Below are 16,472 nucleotides of genomic sequence, written 5' to 3' on the forward strand. Positions count from 1 at the left end.
TCGGTAGGTTGAAAGACTGGCGTCGCATCGCCACCCGCTACGACAGATGCCCGAAGGTCTTCCTCTCCGCCATCGCCCTCGCCGCAACCGTCATGTTCTGGTTATGAATCCTGACCCTAGTCAGTCACCCCACCCACCCGAACACAAAAAAGGGCGCCTCGCGGCGCCCTTTCCCAAATCCGTAAGACCCGGTCTGCTCAGAGCAGTTCGAGGTTCGCGGCCGACTGGCGGCCGTCACGGCCCGACTCAAGGTCGAAGGACACTTTCTGGTCGTCCTTGAGGCCGGTCAGGCCCGCGCGCTCGACGGCCGAGATGTGGACGAACACGTCCTTGCCGCCCGTATCGGGCGCAATGAAGCCGAAGCCTTTGGTGGGGTTGAACCATTTCACGGTGCCGGTGGCCATCGTGATATCTCCTGTCGTTTGTAGCCTGTTCGCGAAAGTGCAACAGCGTGGCGAAGTATGCCCGGATCGAGTGCGCTGCAGTTCCGTGAGGAGTCGACAGGGGATCGATAGAGGTCTCTTAGCCAACCCTGCATACCAGCGAAACGGTCCCGCGTCCAGCGATCATTGGCCGGACACGGGGTCGTGACGGGCTACAGGTGCTTTTTCGCCGTCCGCGCCGCGCCCTTGGCCAGTTGGCTTTCGGCGCTGCCCTTGCGGCGGCGGGACGTGGTGTGGCGGCGGCTACGGCCGAAACCGGATGCGAGCCGGCGAATCAGACGCGAGATCATGGTCGGTCTCCTTTTCGGTTGCGTGGTCGATGTCTTGAAACGACCGAAGCGGCCCCTGCGTTCCTATCCCCCCGAGGCCGAGATCACGCCGAAAAACACCGAGATCGGCACGAGGCTCGCGCCGAACATGAGGATGTAGCCGAAAAGCACGAACAGCCCGTCGCGGGCCAGCAGGGCCGTGGCGAAACACAGCGTGGCCGCGCCGAGGATCGAGGACGAGAACGGCACGATCTCGAGCACGGGCATCGCCGCGCCGCAGACGATGCAGGAGAAATGGACGAAGGGCCGCGCCGCGCGCGAGATCAGCGGGTGCAGCCGGTCGCGCGCCCGGCGGTCGATCCAGTCCGCGACCCAATGCAGCTTCTGCGCACCGTTATGCAACTTTTCGCCCTTGATCGTGCGCCGCATGACGAAACCCGGCAGCCAGACGCGCTTGCGCCGGATGAATATCTGCGTGGCGATGAGCGCGATGGCCAGGCCGCAGACGCTCGAGAACAGGGGAATGCCCGATAGAGGCGAGACGACCAGCAGCGCCGGGATCATCAGGATCGGCAGGAATCCCGTGGTGCCGAAGGCATCGAGGATCGTCTCGACCGACACTTCCTCCTTGTCGGTTAGCTCGTCGAGGCGGTCCACGATGTCGCGGACCCGATGATTGTTCTCGGGGGGATTTTCGGCCGTGTCCATGCCGCCAAACTCGCCCACGGCGCGAGGGTTCCCCCGTCTGGACAGGGCCGGGCGGATCGGCCCATATCGCGCCATGGCCCAGGACGACCTCGCCCCGCTCGTCGACGCGATCCTTGCCGCGCCCGTCCGGGGCGCGCGTCGGCTGGTGGCCGTCGCGGGGCCGCCCGGCGCCGGCAAATCCACCATCGCCGAGCGGATCACCGCCGCGCTCGAGGCGCGCGGCACCCGCGCCGTGCTGGTGCCGATGGACGGGTTTCACCTCGACAACCGGGTGCTCGCGGCGCGCGGCCTTCTGGATCGCAAGGGCGCGCCCGAGACCTTCGACGCGGCCGGGTTCCGCCATGCCGTCGCCCGACTCGCCGAGGGGGGCGAGGTGATCCTGCCCAGCTTCGACCGGGCGCGGGATCTGTCGGTCGCCGGGTCGGTCGTGATCGCGCCGGAGCACGGCACCGTCGTCGTCGAGGGCAATTACCTGCTGCTGGACGAGCCCGAATGGCGCGATCTGGTCGGGTTCTGGGATCTGGCCGTCGCGCTCGATGTCGACATGGCGACGCTGCGTGCGCGGCTGGTGCAGCGGTGGCGCGATCACGGCCTGTCGCCCGAGGACGCCGTGGCCCGCGCCGAGGGCAACGACCTGCGCAACGCGCGACGCGTCCTTGGCAATTATCTGCCGGCCGACCTGATCTGGCCCGGAAGCTGAGCTTGCCCCCGACCCGCCGCGCGGGTCAGGGTCGCGGCAGCATCGGACACGAAAGGACCAGCACACCATGCGACCGGGCAGACGCGCAGTTACATTCGGACTTCTGGCCGCGGGGCTCGGGGCCTGCGGGCAGCGCACGGGGTTCGGCGCATCGGCCGGCGGGCTGGCCCCTGCCCCCGATCCAGACGTGATCCCCATCGAGAACCCCGGCTGGCGCGGCTGGGTGCAATCGTTTCTGCCCCGCGCCCGCGCCGCCGGCGTGTCGCAGGAGACGCTCGACCGGGCCTTCGACGGGGCCGGCTACCTGCCCGGCGTGATCGAGCGCGACCGCAACCAGACCGAGTTCACGCGCACGCTCGAGGATTACCTCAACATCACCGCCTCCGAGGACAAGGTCGCCACCGGCCGCGAGCAGGTCGCGCGCTGGCGCAGCACGCTCGACGCGATCGAGGCCCGCTACGGCGTCGAGGCCGAGGTCGTCGCCGCCGTCTGGGGCGTCGAAAGCCAGTACGGCGCGCGGCGCGGCGAGTTTCCGGTCGTCTCGGCGCTCTCGACGCTGGCCTATGACGGGCGGCGCGGGGCGTTTTTCGAACAGCAGCTCGTCTCGGCGCTCAAGACCTTGCAGCGGGGCGACGTGGCGCCCTCGCGCATGACCGGAAGCTGGGCGGGCGCCATGGGGCACACGCAGTTCATCCCGACCTCGTACCAGTCGCTCGCCGTGGATTTCGACGGCGACGGGCGGCGCGACATCTGGTCCGAGGATCCGACCGACGCGCTGGCTTCGACGGCCAATTACCTCGCCCGGAACGGCTGGCGCCGCGGCCAGCCCTGGGGGCAGGAGATCACCTCGGCCAACCCCGGCAGCGGCGGCACGGTCATCACCCCGCAACCGGGCGGCCCGAGCTTTCGTGTGTTTCACAATTTCAACGTCATCAAGCGCTACAACAACTCGACCAACTACGCGATCGGCGTCGGGCACCTTTCGGACCGGCTGGCCGGCGCGGGCCCGCTGCGCGGCGCCTTTCCGCCCGACCGCTACGGCATGACCAAGGAGCAGCGGCAGGCGCTTCAGGCGCGGCTGACGGCGGCGGGCTATGACACCGGCGGCACCGACGGCGTGATCGGGTCCAACTCGCGCGCGGCGATCTCGGCCTTCCAGGCGGCCCGCGGCCTGCCGGTCACGGGCGACCCGTCGCTCGAACTGCTGCGCCTGCTGGGCTGACGGCGGGGCGTCGAATGCAGAGTGAAAGCTATACGTTGCGGCCGAGTTTCGGAATCTCACCGTCAGGCTTTACCCTTTGCAACATCGCTGGGTGACGCTGTCAGTGCGCGACATCAATGGGCCGATCGGCCAGTTCGGCATCGTGAGGGGGCCTTCCCGAACCGCGTCCGATCTTCTTACCATCCAGCCGAAAGCAACAGCGGGAGCATCCCATGTCCGTGGAACGAGAGTGCATTTACTGCGGACAAACGAAAGAGGCCACCGAGTTCTCGCACGAGCACATTTGGCCCGATGCACTCGGAGGCGATCATCTCCCCGACTTTTGGCATACGAACGATGTTTGCCGAAGCTGCAACAGCATGTCTGGCGTGTTCGTCGATGGCGCGTTCATCAAGAGCTTCCCCGTTACCGCGGAGCGAGCAAACGATGCGTTGAGCTACCTGTCACCGGATCAACCAACAGGGGCCCTTCCCCTCAACTATCTCGGCGTCGTTCAGAATGTGCGACCCCCTGAGGGCGAGGTCATCGACTACTGGGTGTGTACTGGAGCGAAGGTTCTGCACATCCGAATGGATGGGAAAGAAGATATGTGGAACGCCTACGCTGGGGGCGATCCACGACGAAGCTCGAAGAAGTCCAAAGCAGGGCGGGTCATCGTGAGTCTCACGTCCGCTGAACCGTACTGGGTCTGTACGAGCCTTCGATCTGTCCTTCAGCACTTCCCCAAGGCGAGGCGGTTCGTCACCAACTTGAAGCTTCCAGAGAACGCGACCAAGTTTCAAGAACTCGATCCTTCCGACGCACAGCAAGCCGATGATCTGCGCATCGTCCGCGAGTTCGAAGCACTGCCTAAGCGCGGGGAGCGGGTTGACGCTCAGGTGGCAATCGCCCTTAGCGCGGACGGACGGTTCCTTGCTAAGGTGGCGCTCGCGGTTGGCTATCAACTGTTCGGCCGCGACTTTATCGCTTCGGACCACGCGAAGGAACTCCGCAAAGGTTTCCGCGAAGCCGATCCGAAGAAACGGCAGCAACTGAAGATACACGGCTCGGGCTACTTCCCGGGTGTCGATCTTGGTCCGGTTGGTGATCAGCTGCGATGGCCCGGAGGATGGCAGATCGCGATCCTTCGCCTGCCCGAGAAGCTTGCTCTTGTGACTACGGCACCTACCGGCCGCGTGATGTGCATTCAGATCACCAACGACGCTTCTCTGCTGGATCGCCTCGGCTCTGAGTATCAAGACGGCGTTTGTTGGGTGATTGTCCCACCCGCTCGGACCGCGGTTGGGCCGATAGCCTATCCGGAGTACCTCGCACACATGATTGGAGCCGTGCATGTTCCAAGCCTTACCGCGTTGGAAGCGCTCCGTGGTGATCCATCCATGTTGCCGAGGTCAAGATTGTAGGACGCCGAGTAAACCGGGTACTCGGTACGAAAGCACGTCCCGCCAAATGCATTTTCAACCAACTGCGTGATGAAACGCTTCTACTGTGGCGTAAAGGTTGGCCGTAGCATTCGGAACGCCGGGCGAGGCAAGTCCAGACCCAACCGGAACCTGATTTGACTGGCGCTGCAAGAATTTGTCGAAGCTGCCATTCGCGAAAACCGCAGCGTTCCGCGCTAAGGACCCTTTTCCTGCCGCTCGCCGCGTCCGGCACAAAAGTTCGCTGCGCCTGATCCACTTACGATCTAACTCAGCGACCCGTCACGAAAGCCGGTTTTCCCCGTCATCGGACACGGCGGTTCTGGCGATCCCGGCAGGACTCGAACCTGCAACCGTCTGATTAGAAGTCAGGTGCTCTATCCAGTTGAGCTACGGGACCGCGCCGCCCTGTCATGCAACGCCCGCGCGGCACTCACAAGCGGAACAAGGACCGTCGCGGCCGGTTGATCGGGCGGAACCCAAACCGCAAGGAGATTTCCCATGATCCGCACCGTTCTGTCCGCCGCGGCGCTGGCCGCGACCGCCGCCCTTCCCGTTTCGGCCCAGGATGGCGACGCCTCGGGCGATGGCGATTTCACGCTTGCCGCCCGCGCCGACGTCATGGACCGCGACGGCAGCCAGATCGGCACCGTGTCGCTCAACACCACAGCGTCCGGCGTCACGCTGATCATCGTGGCGCTGAACGGCCTGCCCGAGGGCGGGCACGGCATCCACATCCACGAAACGGGCGATTGCTCGGCCGACGATTTCACCTCGGCCGGGGGCCATGTCGCGGGCGATGCCCAGCACGGGATATTCGTCGACGGGGGGCCGCATCCGGGCGACCTGCCCAATGCCATCGTGGGGGCCGACGGCAATCTCAACCTCGAGATCTTCAACCCGCGGCTCGAGATCGACGAGATGATCTTTGACGACGACGGCGCGGCCTTCATCGTTCATGCCGACCCCGACGACTACAAGAGCCAGCCGGCCGGTGCCGCGGGCGACCGGATCGCCTGCGGCGTGTTCGAGCGCGGCTGACCGCACCCGGCCCATCGCGGGGCGCGCCGGGCGACCGGCGCGCCCTTTTTCATGCGGACTCACATGCGCTCGGCGAGGTTGGCCATGATCCAGAGCGTGCCGAACCCCATGATCGCCAGCAGCAGCACGGTGAACAGCAAAAGCTGAAGATCCTCGCGTTTCTGCCGGGTCAGGTCGATATGCAGGAACACGCGCAGGTGCACCACGATCTGCGTCAGCGCCAGCACGATCAGCGCGGGGATCGCCCAGCCGCGGGGCAGGATGCCGGTCGTCACGGTCGCGAAAGAGGCCACCGTCAGCACCACCGACAGGATCAGCCCGATCGAATAGAGCCGCCGCTCGGCGCGTTCCTCGTCAGATGCGTCGCTCATGCCACCCCCGCCAGATAGACCATGGAAAAGATACCGACCCAGACGATATCGAGAAAATGCCAGTAGAGCCCCAGCCGGGTCACGCGGCTCTTGATCTTGTCGGTGAGCCCGTAGAGCAGGATCTGCCCCGTCAGCGACCCGACCCCCAGAAGCCCCACGGCGACGTGCAGCCCGTGCAGGCCCACCAGCGCCCAGAGCGCGCTGAGATAGCCCGAGCGCTGCGGCGTCGCGCCGATCTCGACCAGGTGGCGCAGGTCGATGAACTCCATCACCAGGAACCCCAGCGCCGAGGTCGCGGCGAAACTGAGAAAGATCAGCGTGCGCCCCCGGCCGCGGTCGTATTTCATCGACAGGCTGGCCCAGCTGAAGGCAAAGGACGACCCCAGCAGCAGCGCGGTCTGGATCGCGATGGACCGCAGGTCCGTCACCTCTTCGGGGCCGGGACCGCCGGCGGTCGCGCCCACCATCGTGCCGAAGATCGCAAAGACCAGCCCGAAGGTCACGAGATCGGTCATCAGGAACACCCAGAAGCCGAACACGTCGACCTCGGCCTTGCGGGCCCCCTCCCCATAGCCGAGGTTCATCCCCGGATGGGCGTTCTGCGCCTTGGCACTCATGTCGCCTGCTCCATGTCGGTTGCGGCGAAGCCCCGGTTGCGGGGCGTGGTCTCGTCGTCGCGGTCCACGCCCTCGCGCAGGCTGATGGCCGCGATCCAGGCCTCGTTGGCCAGCCGGACCGTCTCGGCCGGGATCACCTCGTCGGTGCGGTCGAAGAACGGATAGATGAACATCCAGCCCAGCAGGACCAGCGCGCCGAGGATGGCCAGCCACCAGATCCACCATGTCAGCCCGAAACCGATGGCCGTGGTGCACAGGAACACGAAGACCCCGGCGACCGAATCCCTGGGCATGTGGATGTCGCGATATTCCGTGGGCGTGACATAGGGGCGTCCCTCGGCCTTTTCGGTGGCAAAGGCGTCGCGGCCGGTGATCTCGGGGATCACGGCGAAATTGTAATGCGGCGGCGGCGACGGCGTGGCCCATTCCAGCGTGCGCCCGTCCCACGGATCGCCCAGCGGCACGGCAAGCTCGTCGCGGTGGCGGACCGACAGCCAGAGCGTCACGATCAGCCCGATAAAGGCCGACAGCAGCACGAAGGCGCCGCACAGCGTGACGATCATGTAGGGGATGAAGGCCGGATCCTCGAACGCGGCCGAGCGGCGCGGGTAGCCCAGGAGCCCCACGACATAGAGCGGCAGAAAGGTCAGGCTGAACCCCGCGATCCACAGGAACGCCGTGATCGCCCCGGCGCGCTCGTGCAGGCGGAACCCGAACGCCTTGGGAAACCAGATATGCACCCCCGCGAAGATGCCGAAGATCAGCCCCGGCAGCAGCACGTTGTGGAAATGCGCGACGATGAACTGCGTGTTGTGGACCTGCCAGTTGATCGCCGGGTTGGCGAGGATGATCCCCGAGAACCCTCCGATGACGAACAGCATGAAAAAGCCCGCCATGTAGATCATCGGCACGGTGAAGCGGATCCGCCCCCGCCAGAGCGTCGCCATCCAGACATAGACCTTGACGCCCGTGGGAATGGCGATGATCCCCGTGGCGATGCCGAAGGCCGCGTTGATCGTGGGCGACTGCCCCATCGTGTAGAAATGGTGCAGCCATACGCAGAAGCTGACCACCGCGATCGACATCGTGGCGAGCACGAGCGACGTGTAGCCGTAGAGCTTTTTCGCGGCGAATGTCGCGGTCAGCTCGGAATAGATACCATAGGCGGGCAGGATGAGGATATAGACCTCGGGGTGGCCGAACATCCAGAACAGGTTGGCATAGTTCATCATGTTGCCGCCGAGGTCGTTCGTGAAGAAGTGGAACCCCGCCAGCCGGTCGAGCGCCTGCATCAGCCCCGCGACCGTTAGCGGCGGCAGCGCGAAAACCAGCAGGATCGAGGTGCAGAGCGCCGTCCAGCAGAAAACCGGCATCCGCATGAAGGTCATGCCCGGCGCGCGCAGCTTGTAGATCGTCACGGCAAAGTTCAGCCCCGACAGCATCGACCCGATCCCCGACAGCACGATGGCCCAGACCCAGTAATCCGGCCCCGGACCGGGGTCGAAATCGGCGCCGGTAAAGGGCGGATAGGCGGTCCAGCCCCCGGTCTCGAACGCCCCCACGACGAGCGAGATCATCACCAGCGCGCCGCCCGTCGCCGTCAACCCGAGGCTGATCTGGTTGAGCACCGGAAAGGCCATGTCCCGCGCCCCGATCTGCAGCGGGATGAGATAGTTCATGAAGCCGGTTATGAACGGCATCGCGACAAAGAAGATCATCACCGTGCCGTGGGTCGAGAACAGTTCGGCCCAGTGTTCGTTCGACAGGAACCCGCCCTGGTAGGCGGTGGCCTGGTGGGTGCGCATCACCACCCCCTCGGCCACGCCCCGCGCCATCATCACGAAGCCGGTGAGGATATACATGATGCCGATTTTCTTGTGATCGACGCTGACCAGCCATTCGCTCCACAACCAGCCCCAGCGGCGCTTGACCGTCAGCAGGATCACGATGGCCAGCGCCGCCAGAACCGCGATCCAGGACGCGGCCGAGGCCACGAAACTGTTGATCGACGGATCCTCGAACACCTCCAGCAGTTTCAGATCGCCCCAATGCAGGCGGCCGGTCAACGGGTTCCAGTCGAACCCGCTGCCGGGAATGGGCGTCCAGGCGTCTTCGTTCACGGGCGGGTCTCCTCGTCGGGCAGCGACAGGTCCAGCGCGGCCAGCCGCGCGCTGAGCGACAGCCCCGCGACCCGCTCGACCGGGCGGCCGTCGCCGGGGCCGCAAAGCGCGCCGGGCAGCAGGTTCGCCATCTCGGGCAAAAAGGTCGCGTCGGGCGTATAGGCCGGGCTTCCGGGCTGGGCGTCGCGCGGCACCGGCTCGCCCGTGCGGTAGCGGCCCACCACGCGGTCGAACAGGAACGCGTCGTCGAGCCTGAGCTGGATCGGCCCCGCCCCGTCGAGCCCCAACCGCTCGCGCGCATCGTCGACGGTGCCCGCAACGGCAAGCGCGGCATAGCTCTCCGCGTCGAGCGTCACCCCCGCGCGCCGCGCATCGTCGGCCCAGGCGTCGAACTCCGCGACCGGAACGGCGCGGACGGGCGCGCGCTGGGACGGGAAATGCGGGCCGTTATACTGCGTGTTCTGCGCCAGCGTCACGCCGGGCTCGTCCGCGATGAGGTTCAGCCGCGTCTCCATCCCGGCCATCGCGTAAATCTGCCCGGCAAGCCCCGACGCCATGAAGCTCTGCATGACCGTGTCCGAGGTGATGCGCATCCGCACCGGGTGGCCCACCGGCACGATCATCTCGCCGACCGAGGCGATGCCCTCTTCGGGGTAGAGGAACAGCCATTTCCAATCGAGCCCGACCACGTCGACCCGTACCGGGGGGCCCTCGATCTCGAACCCCATCTCGTCGGCCATCGCCGCGTCGATCTCGCGATAGGGGTCGATGCGGATCACCGCCTGCGTCAGCCAGACCGACAGCGCGATCACGATCAGGGCGGGCACGACCCACATCACGATCTCGAGCCGCGTGTCGAAGCTCCAGTCCGGGGCATAGCGCGCACGGGTGTTGCGGCGCCGGTATCGCCAAAGGATGACGGGAACGCCGATCAGCACCGGCAGGATGGCGATGGAGATCAGGACCGACGCCCAGATGAGTTCGGTCCGCTGCAACTCGGCTATGGGACCCAGGGGCCGCAGGAACCCCCGCGCCTCGGCCCCGACCTCCTGCGCGGCGGCGGGGAACGCCAGCATCGCGAGGGCCAGAACGCATATCGGCAGGAACCGCGCGGTGGCAAAGGGGCGGGCCATGTCGTGTCTCCGGGTCGTCGCATGCCTTTCACGGGGGAAAGCGCACCACCTCACGGGTTCGTTCCCCCCCCGGCCACGATTTTACGCGACTGCCGTCGCGCAAACCCGCTCGCCATCCCATGGCAGGGCCGTCGCGCTGTAACGGGGCGGGGTCGCGGGGCGGTCGCGCGCGGCGATGGCACGGTCGTAAAGCGCCTCGTAGGCGTCGATCATCCGGTCGCGCGTGAAGCGCGCCTCGACGCGGGCGCGCGGCACCCGGCGCGGGATGGCCATGGCACGGCGCAGTGCCTCGGCCAGCCCCGCCGCGTCGTCCGCCGGGGCGAGGCACCCGGCCTCGCCCACCACCTCGGCCACGGCGCCCATATCGGTCGCGGCGACGGGTACGCCGCAGGCCATCGCCTCGACCGCGGCGAGGCCGAAAGGCTCGTCCCAATGCGGCGTGAACAGCAGAACCGAGGCCGCGCCGATGGCCTCGGCCAGCGCGTCGCCCTGCAGATGCCCCTCGTAGCCGATGCGGCCCCCCAGTTCGGGCGCGAGCGCGCGTTCGAAATAGTCGCGATCCTCGATCACGCCGTAGATGCGCAGAGGCACGCCCGCGATGCGCGCCGCCTGCGCGGCAAGGTGCGGCGCCTTGGTGGCCGTGATCCGTCCCGCCCAGACGGCCGAACCGTCGCCCGTCGCGCGATAGGGCCAGAGCGCGGGGTCGATACCGTTGGGCACGACATGGGCCTCGGGCGGCGCCCCCTCGGGCCACCAGACCGCGCGCTGCCGCGTCGAGCAGACGGTAAAGCGCGACCACGGCGCCACCGCGTCCCCGGCCACGCGCGACAGCGGATCGAAGGGCGGGACATGGAACGACGTGACCGTCGGCAGCCGTGCCGCGCGGGCAAGGCGCGGCGGAAAGCGGTGCAGGCTGTTGTTGTGCACCACGTCGAACCCGCCCTCGGCAAGGCGCGGCAGCACCGCGGCAAAGGCCGCGTCCTGATGCGCGGTCAGCGCCGCGGTGCCGTGATACGCGTGCCAGGGAAAATCGGCATCGCAATGACGCGCGACCACCGGGACGAGCGGCACGTCGATCGTGCTGTCGCCCGAGGCGAACAGCGTAACGTCATGCCCGCGCTCGCGCAGGCCATGGACCAGATGCCAGCAATGCGCCTCCATCCCGCCGCGAAAGGGGGTCGCGATGGGGTTGCGGATATGGCCGATGACGGCGATGCGGCACGTGGTCATGTCGCGCTTGCCGATGACCCGGCCAGCGCCGCTTCGGCGGCGGCGACCTGCGCGGTGCGCTCGCGGTTGCTGAGGCCCCGCGCCTCGTCGGCCTGTAGGATATCGAGCACCCGGCGCGTGTTGGCATAGGGTCGCTCGGGCTTTTGACGGCACAGCGCGAAATCGGCCTCGTTCGGCTCGCGCAGAACGACCAGCTCGCCGTCGATCTCGTCGATCAGCCCCATCAGGCGGAAACCGTGCAGCCAATGGCCCATGGTCCGCTCGCCCCACTTGTCGCGAAAGACCTCGGTGTTGCGCAGGACCGAGCGCATGTGATGGATCGGCGGCATGCAATGGGCGTGGTACTGGTGATAGACCCGCGCGCCCCGCGCCCACCAGATCGGGATGCCGCGGGCCTCGAGCGTGCGGCCGTAATCGGTATCCTCGCCGCCATAGCCGAAGTAACGCTCGTCGAACCCGCCAGAGCGGTCCCAGTCCGCCCGCGTCAGGGCAAAGTTCAGAGACCAGAAACACCGGTAATCGTCGCAGCGGGCCAAGGACTTGCGCGGCGGCGCGCCACGGTCTGAATGACGCTCGGCCAGCCGCTCGAACAGGGGCCAGTCGGGGCCGTCATCGGCAGCCCCGTTGGGCAGGTACATCACCTCGCCCATGACGAGCCCCCCGCGCAGCCCGACCGCGCGGGTCACATCGGCCACGAACTCGGGCGCGGGGATGCAATCCACGTCGACAAAGGCCAGCACCTCGCCCCCGGCGGCCGCGGCCACCGCGTTGCGCGCCGCGGCCAGCGGCAACTGGCCGTCCGCGCGCCGCACATGGACCTGCCGGATGGGAAAACCGGTCTCGGGCAGGTCGTCATACGGATCGTCCTGCATGACCCCCACGACCAGCTCGCGCGGCGGCACGGTCTGCGCCGCCAGCCCCCGCACGACATTGCGCAGATGCGCCGCGCGCCCGGCGGCGATGGTCAGGACACTCGTCTCAGGCATGGAACTCGCTCGTCTGTCGGGATTCGGATCGGTGGGCGGGGGCATCCGGCGCGGACCAGAGCCGGGCGGACAGCGCCTCGAGCCAGCGCGCCGCGCCGGCGGCGGCGTCGGGCGCGACCAGCGCCCGCTGCCGGGCGGGATCGTGGCGGGCGCGGGCCGTCTCGACCGCCTCGCGCCAGCGATGGGCCGACGCGGGCAGCGCGGGCAGGTGCAGCGCCGCGCCTGCCCGATCCAGCGCCTCGGCCTTTTTCACCTGCTCGTCGAAATAGCGCCATTCCGGCACGGCGATATAGGGCTTGCCCGCCGCGAGGACCTGCGTCGCCGTGGTGTTGCCGGTCGAGGCGACGACGATATCGGCGGCCGCGATATGCGCGGGCGCCGTCTCGACCCAGCCGCGATGGTGCAGGTTGGCGGGCGGCGTCGCGTGCCAGTCGCGCTGAACGGCGCCGATGGTGATCCACTCGATATCGGGAAAGCTGCGTGCGGCGACCCCCAGCGGCGCCTCGGGCACCCCGGCTCCGCCGCCGCCCGAGATGACCAGCGCCACCCGCGCCTCGGGCGCGATGCCCAGCGCACGGCGCGCGGCCGCGCGGTCGGGCATGGCGCAGTCGATCCCCAGCCCGCCCGCGAAATGCGTGCGCGCCATCATCGCCGCGTCCCATTCGGGCTGGGCCAGCGCGCGGTGAAACGGCGCCAGCAGCCCCGCCGCCCCGTCATAGGCGGCCCGGTGTCCCGGATCGCCGCGGTCGCCATGTTGCACGACCTTGACATGCGGCACCGAGCACAGCCGGGCCAACTGCGCCACCTCGGCGCTGACATCGCAGATCATCAGGGTCGGGTCGGCCTCGTGGAACCAGGTCGTCATGGCCGCCATCGCCGCCCGGATCGTGGACCAGCCCACCGGCGCGCAATGCACCGTCTCGGGCGTGGGGATCGCGTCGAGCGCCGGGCGCGGCGGGGTCTCGGGCTCGAAAAGCGACGGGATCGCCGTCACCTCGACGCCCGCGCGCAGGGGCGGAAAGATGTCGGGCCGCGCGCAAAAGATCCGCACCGGGCGCGTCCGGGGCAGCGCGTTGACCAGCGCGGCGGCACGCTCGGCATGGCCGCGCCCCTGGTGATGCACGAACAGCCCGAAAGGGCGCGCCGCTTCGCCGCCGAGGGGGAAATCACGCATGATCGACCTCGCGCGGCAGGATCGTCGCAGGCGCCAGACCGAACCGCGCCAGCCCCTCGAGCACGCCGTCGGCAAAGGGCGCGGCACCGCGATAGCCGCCCCGGAACCCGTCGAGATCGGGCAGCGCGTTGGCCGGCAGGATGGCACGCGGAAAGGCCGCCAGCATGTCGGCATCGTTGCCGCTGTCGCCCGCGACGACGCAATGCTCGGGCGCGACGCCCGCGCGGCGCGCGACCCACGACACCGCCGCGGCCTTGCCCGCCGCCGCCGGCATCACGTCGATGAACCGCCCGTGCGAGGCCACGACACGCAGCCCCCGCATCCCGGCCAGCGCGGCGCGCACCCGCGCCGCCTCGGTCTCGTCGCCGTAATAGCTGAGCTTCCACGGGCGCTGCTCGTAAGCCGTCTGGGGCTCGATCTCGATGGCCTCGAGCGCGGCCGCCACCTGCGCGCGCGGCCAGTCGAGCGTCGCGGCGAAACCCGTGTCGCGGGTCAGCCGCCCGGCCCCGCTGCGCCGCCAGATCTCGGTGCCGCAGGAGGTCACGAAAAGATCCGGCTGCGGCAGGTCCCAATCGGCCAGCACGCGCCGCGCCTCGGGCAGCGACCGCCCCGTGGCGACGGCGAACATCGTATCGTCCGCGCGGCAGGCGGCCCAGTCGGCAAAGCGCGCCGCGGCGGCGTGATCCCCGGTCAGGGTGCCGTCGATATCGCAGGCCACGAGATGACGCGGCGTGCCCCCGGATCGGGCCGGAACGGGCGTGCGCGCGACCAGCGGCGCGGCGATCCGCTCGGCCCGCTCGGCCCATCGGTCCCAGTCGAACAGCGCATGGGCCTTGGCCCGCGCGGCCCGCGCCCGGCTGGGCCGCAGGTCGTCGCCCAGCCATTCGGCGATGGCGCGGCCGATGGCCTCGGGGCTTTCGGGATCGACCAGCTTGCCCGCACCGAGACTGCGCAGGATGTCGACCGGCCCGCCGTTGCGCGTGGCCACCAGCGGCGCCCCGGCCTGCGCGGCCTCGATCAGCGTCAGCCCGAACGGTTCGTGCAGCGCGGGGTTGCAGAACACCCCGCCCTCGGCCGCCAGCGCATAAAGGTCGGCAATATCGGCGCCGTCGTGACGGCGCGGCAACGCCACCCGCCCCCAGAGGTCGTGACGGTCCACCCGGTCGAACAGGTCCGCGATCACGGCATCCTGTTCGGGGCAGCCGCCGGTGAGACCGTTGCGCAGCCCCGCCACGATGACGAGATTGGCGCGATCGCGCAGCCCCTCGGTCCGGGCATAGGCCTCGACCAGCGCTCCGAGGTTCTTCTTGCGGATCGGCCGCGCCACGGCGAGGATCGCGGGCAGGGTCGCGTCGCGCAGGAACGGGGCGAGCCAGCGTCGCGCCCGCGCGGCCGACCCCTCGCCGCGACCGAGGATACCGGGGTTCACGCGGTGCACGCGCCCTTCGGCCTCTGCATCATAGGCTGGCACCTGCCGCTCGGCCTCGTCGCGGGACGAGGCGACGATGGCCCCGGCCCCCGCGATGGCACGCCTCTCGCGCGCGAGCCGCCGCTCGAGCGCGGGATCGCCGCCCCCGAGGCTCGCGCACTTGTCGCGGGCGAGCGAATGGCTCGAATAGAGCCACGGGATGCCGAACGCACGCTCGGCCGCGGCGGCCAGTTCGGCCGCGTCGGCGAAATGGGCGTGGATCACGTCGGGCCGGATCGCGGGCGCGTCGCGCAGCAGCGCCAGCAGCGCCTCGGTCAAGGCGGGCAGCTCGGCCTCGAGCGCATCCTTGCACAGGTATCCGCGCGTCCCGGTCACGAGCCGGCGGATGGTGCAGCGCGGCGCCACCGTCTCGACCGGGGCGGCATAGGCGGGCGACAGGGACGGGTCGTCGATGGCGCGGGTGACGATGCTGACCTCGGCGCCGCGACGGGCCTGCGCGCAGGCCGCGCCCAGCACATAGGCGATGTGGCCGCCCGTGTCCTCGGTCACGCCGAATTCGGTCGGCGGCGCCTTGAGGCAGCCGCCGAGAGCGATGTGCATCACGCGCATCCTGTCTCCCGTCCTGACTATGTCGTTTTCCCGCCCGCCTCCGGGCGCGGTTCCGAGTCCAAACCCATCCCCCCCCTCGCGGTTCCCCCCGCCCCCGCGCCGCTTGCCCGCGACGGGGGCGCCGCTACCCTTGGCCGGGGATCGTCGCGCCGGAGGGGGGCCATGCCGCCGCATCGCTATGTTTTCGTCGGCGGGCTGCACCGCTCGGGCACGTCGCTGGTCGCGCGCATGATCGCGGCGCTGCCGGGCGTGGCCGCGATACGCGACGCCCCCGTGCCCGAGAACGAGGGCGTCTATCTGCAGGGCGCCATCCCGCATACGCGCCGCCACGGGGCGCCGATGCGTTTCGCCACAGATCCGGCGCAGCACCTTGTCGAGGGCTGCCCCTACGACACCCAAGCCACGCGCGACCGGATCGAGGCCGACTGGGCGCCGTGGTTCGGCCCCGGCGCCTGGCGGGTCGAGAAATCGCCCGTCAACCTGACACGCACGCGGCTCTACCAGCAGCTTTTCCCGACGGCGCAATTCGTGTTGGTGTTGCGCCATCCGCAGGCGGTGGCCGCGGCTGTCGCGAAATGGGTGGACGATCCGGCCCCCGCGATGCTCGACCACTGGATCGCGGCGCACGAGATCGTCGCGGGCGATCTGCCCTACCTGCACGCGGCTCTCGTGCTGCGATACGAGGATATCGTCGCCGATCCGAACCGCGCCGCCGCGCAGCTTGCCGCCTTTCTCGACCGCCCCGCCCCCGCGCCGCCCGACGAGGCGGTGATCGACGGCAATGCCGCCTATGCGCCGCCCTGCCCGCTCGGCCCCGCGCGCGCCGCGCGGCTGGCGCAATGGGGCTATGGCGAGGGCATGCGCGCCCTGCCCCAGCCGGTGCAGGTCGCCCATCCGCTGAACGCTGTGGCGCAGGCGGTGCGTGCGGCCGGGTGACGCGGCGGATCGGCGAATGCCTGCCAAGCCGCACTGGACAAGCGGCAGATGCGCGTGCAGCAT

At 68.9% G+C, this 16,472-nt stretch carries 16 protein-coding genes, 1 tRNA gene and 1 pseudogene; 6 read left to right on the forward strand and 12 right to left on the reverse strand.

Going from position 1 to position 16,472, the window contains the following annotated elements:
• Positions 1–107: pseudogene (locus E2L08_RS07635) on the forward strand (IS5/IS1182 family transposase); the annotation flags it as partial.
• Positions 108–197: 90 nt separating this feature from the next.
• On the opposite strand, the gene E2L08_RS07640 reads toward E2L08_RS07635, so the two are convergent.
• The 3 genes from E2L08_RS07640 to E2L08_RS07645 form a co-directional block, all read right to left on the reverse strand.
• A complete protein-coding gene (locus tag E2L08_RS07640; protein ID WP_133396484.1) occupies positions 198–404 on the reverse strand; it encodes a cold-shock protein in 207 nt (68 codons plus the stop codon).
• Between the two features lie 191 nt (positions 405–595).
• Positions 596–733 (reverse strand): hypothetical protein, encoded by a 138-nt coding sequence (locus E2L08_RS16980; RefSeq protein ID WP_168771079.1) that lies wholly within the window; start codon positions 731–733, stop codon positions 596–598.
• Between the two features lie 63 nt (positions 734–796).
• Positions 797–1,420, reverse strand: coding sequence for an exopolysaccharide biosynthesis protein (locus E2L08_RS07645; protein WP_133396485.1), 624 nt, complete (start codon positions 1,418–1,420; stop codon positions 797–799).
• A 73-nt stretch (positions 1,421–1,493) separates the two neighbouring features.
• Between E2L08_RS07645 and E2L08_RS07650 the strand changes: the two genes are divergently transcribed.
• The 3 genes from E2L08_RS07650 (at position 1,494) to E2L08_RS07660 (ending at position 4,745) form a co-directional block, all read left to right on the forward strand.
• A complete protein-coding gene (locus tag E2L08_RS07650; RefSeq protein WP_133396486.1) occupies positions 1,494–2,120 on the forward strand; it encodes a nucleoside/nucleotide kinase family protein in 627 nt (208 codons plus the stop codon).
• A 67-nt stretch (positions 2,121–2,187) separates the two neighbouring features.
• Positions 2,188–3,342, forward strand: coding sequence for a lytic murein transglycosylase (locus E2L08_RS07655; RefSeq protein ID WP_133396487.1), 1,155 nt, complete (start codon positions 2,188–2,190; stop codon positions 3,340–3,342).
• Positions 3,343–3,554: 212 nt separating this feature from the next.
• On the forward strand, positions 3,555–4,745 hold the full coding sequence (locus E2L08_RS07660) for an HNH endonuclease (protein ID WP_133396488.1): 1,191 nt from the start codon (positions 3,555–3,557) through the stop codon (positions 4,743–4,745).
• 341 nt (positions 4,746–5,086) lie between these two features.
• Here E2L08_RS07660 and E2L08_RS07665 read toward each other — a convergent pair.
• Positions 5,087–5,163 (reverse strand) — tRNA-Arg (locus E2L08_RS07665).
• A 101-nt stretch (positions 5,164–5,264) separates the two neighbouring features.
• On the opposite strand from E2L08_RS07665, the gene E2L08_RS07670 reads away from it, so the two are divergent.
• The gene (locus E2L08_RS07670) at positions 5,265–5,804 is read left to right on the forward strand and encodes a superoxide dismutase family protein (protein WP_133396489.1); all 540 of its coding nucleotides are present in this window, start codon (positions 5,265–5,267) and stop codon (positions 5,802–5,804) included.
• A gap of 59 nt (positions 5,805–5,863) precedes the next feature.
• On the opposite strand, the gene cyoD is transcribed toward E2L08_RS07670, so the two are convergent.
• The 8 genes from cyoD to E2L08_RS07710 all read right to left on the reverse strand — a co-directional run bounded on the left by cyoD (position 5,864) and on the right by E2L08_RS07710 (position 15,464).
• On the reverse strand, positions 5,864–6,175 hold the full coding sequence (gene cyoD, locus E2L08_RS07675; RefSeq protein WP_133396490.1) for a cytochrome o ubiquinol oxidase subunit IV: 312 nt from the start codon (positions 6,173–6,175) through the stop codon (positions 5,864–5,866).
• Positions 6,172–6,792, reverse strand: a complete 621-nt coding sequence (locus tag E2L08_RS07680; RefSeq protein ID WP_133396491.1) for a cytochrome c oxidase subunit 3 — start codon at positions 6,790–6,792, stop codon at positions 6,172–6,174. The genes cyoD and E2L08_RS07680 overlap by 4 nt, the downstream gene beginning before the upstream one ends.
• Complete coding sequence (locus E2L08_RS07685; RefSeq protein WP_240758159.1) at positions 6,789–8,912, reverse strand: cbb3-type cytochrome c oxidase subunit I; 2,124 nt, start codon at positions 8,910–8,912, stop codon at positions 6,789–6,791. The genes E2L08_RS07680 and E2L08_RS07685 overlap by 4 nt, the downstream gene beginning before the upstream one ends.
• A complete protein-coding gene (locus E2L08_RS07690; RefSeq protein WP_206076990.1) occupies positions 8,909–10,045 on the reverse strand; it encodes a cytochrome ubiquinol oxidase subunit II family protein in 1,137 nt (378 codons plus the stop codon). Before E2L08_RS07690 ends, E2L08_RS07685 begins: the two co-directional genes overlap by 4 nt.
• 81 nt (positions 10,046–10,126) lie before the next feature.
• Positions 10,127–11,275: a glycosyltransferase gene (locus tag E2L08_RS07695; RefSeq protein ID WP_133396492.1), complete on the reverse strand. Its 1,149-nt coding sequence runs from the start codon at positions 11,273–11,275 to the stop codon at positions 10,127–10,129.
• Complete coding sequence (locus tag E2L08_RS07700) at positions 11,272–12,261, reverse strand: glycosyltransferase family 2 protein (RefSeq protein ID WP_133396493.1); 990 nt, start codon at positions 12,259–12,261, stop codon at positions 11,272–11,274. Before E2L08_RS07700 ends, E2L08_RS07695 begins: the two co-directional genes overlap by 4 nt.
• Positions 12,254–13,435 carry a glycosyltransferase gene (locus E2L08_RS07705; RefSeq protein WP_133396494.1) on the reverse strand — a complete coding sequence of 394 codons (1,182 nt, stop codon included), beginning with the start codon at positions 13,433–13,435 and terminating at the stop codon, positions 12,254–12,256. The genes E2L08_RS07700 and E2L08_RS07705 overlap by 8 nt, the downstream gene beginning before the upstream one ends.
• Positions 13,428–15,464: an HAD-IIB family hydrolase gene (locus E2L08_RS07710; protein ID WP_240758160.1), complete on the reverse strand. Its 2,037-nt coding sequence runs from the start codon at positions 15,462–15,464 to the stop codon at positions 13,428–13,430. The genes E2L08_RS07705 and E2L08_RS07710 overlap by 8 nt, the downstream gene beginning before the upstream one ends.
• Before the next feature lie 171 nt (positions 15,465–15,635).
• On the opposite strand from E2L08_RS07710, the gene E2L08_RS07715 reads away from it, so the two are divergent.
• Complete coding sequence (locus E2L08_RS07715; protein ID WP_133396495.1) at positions 15,636–16,409, forward strand: sulfotransferase family protein; 774 nt, start codon at positions 15,636–15,638, stop codon at positions 16,407–16,409.
• Positions 16,410–16,472: the final 63 nt, after the last annotated feature.

Origin of the sequence: Palleronia sediminis (genome assembly GCF_004358695.1) — a bacterium.
In the GTDB taxonomy this organism is placed as follows: Bacteria; Pseudomonadota; Alphaproteobacteria; order Rhodobacterales; family Rhodobacteraceae; genus Palleronia; species Palleronia sediminis.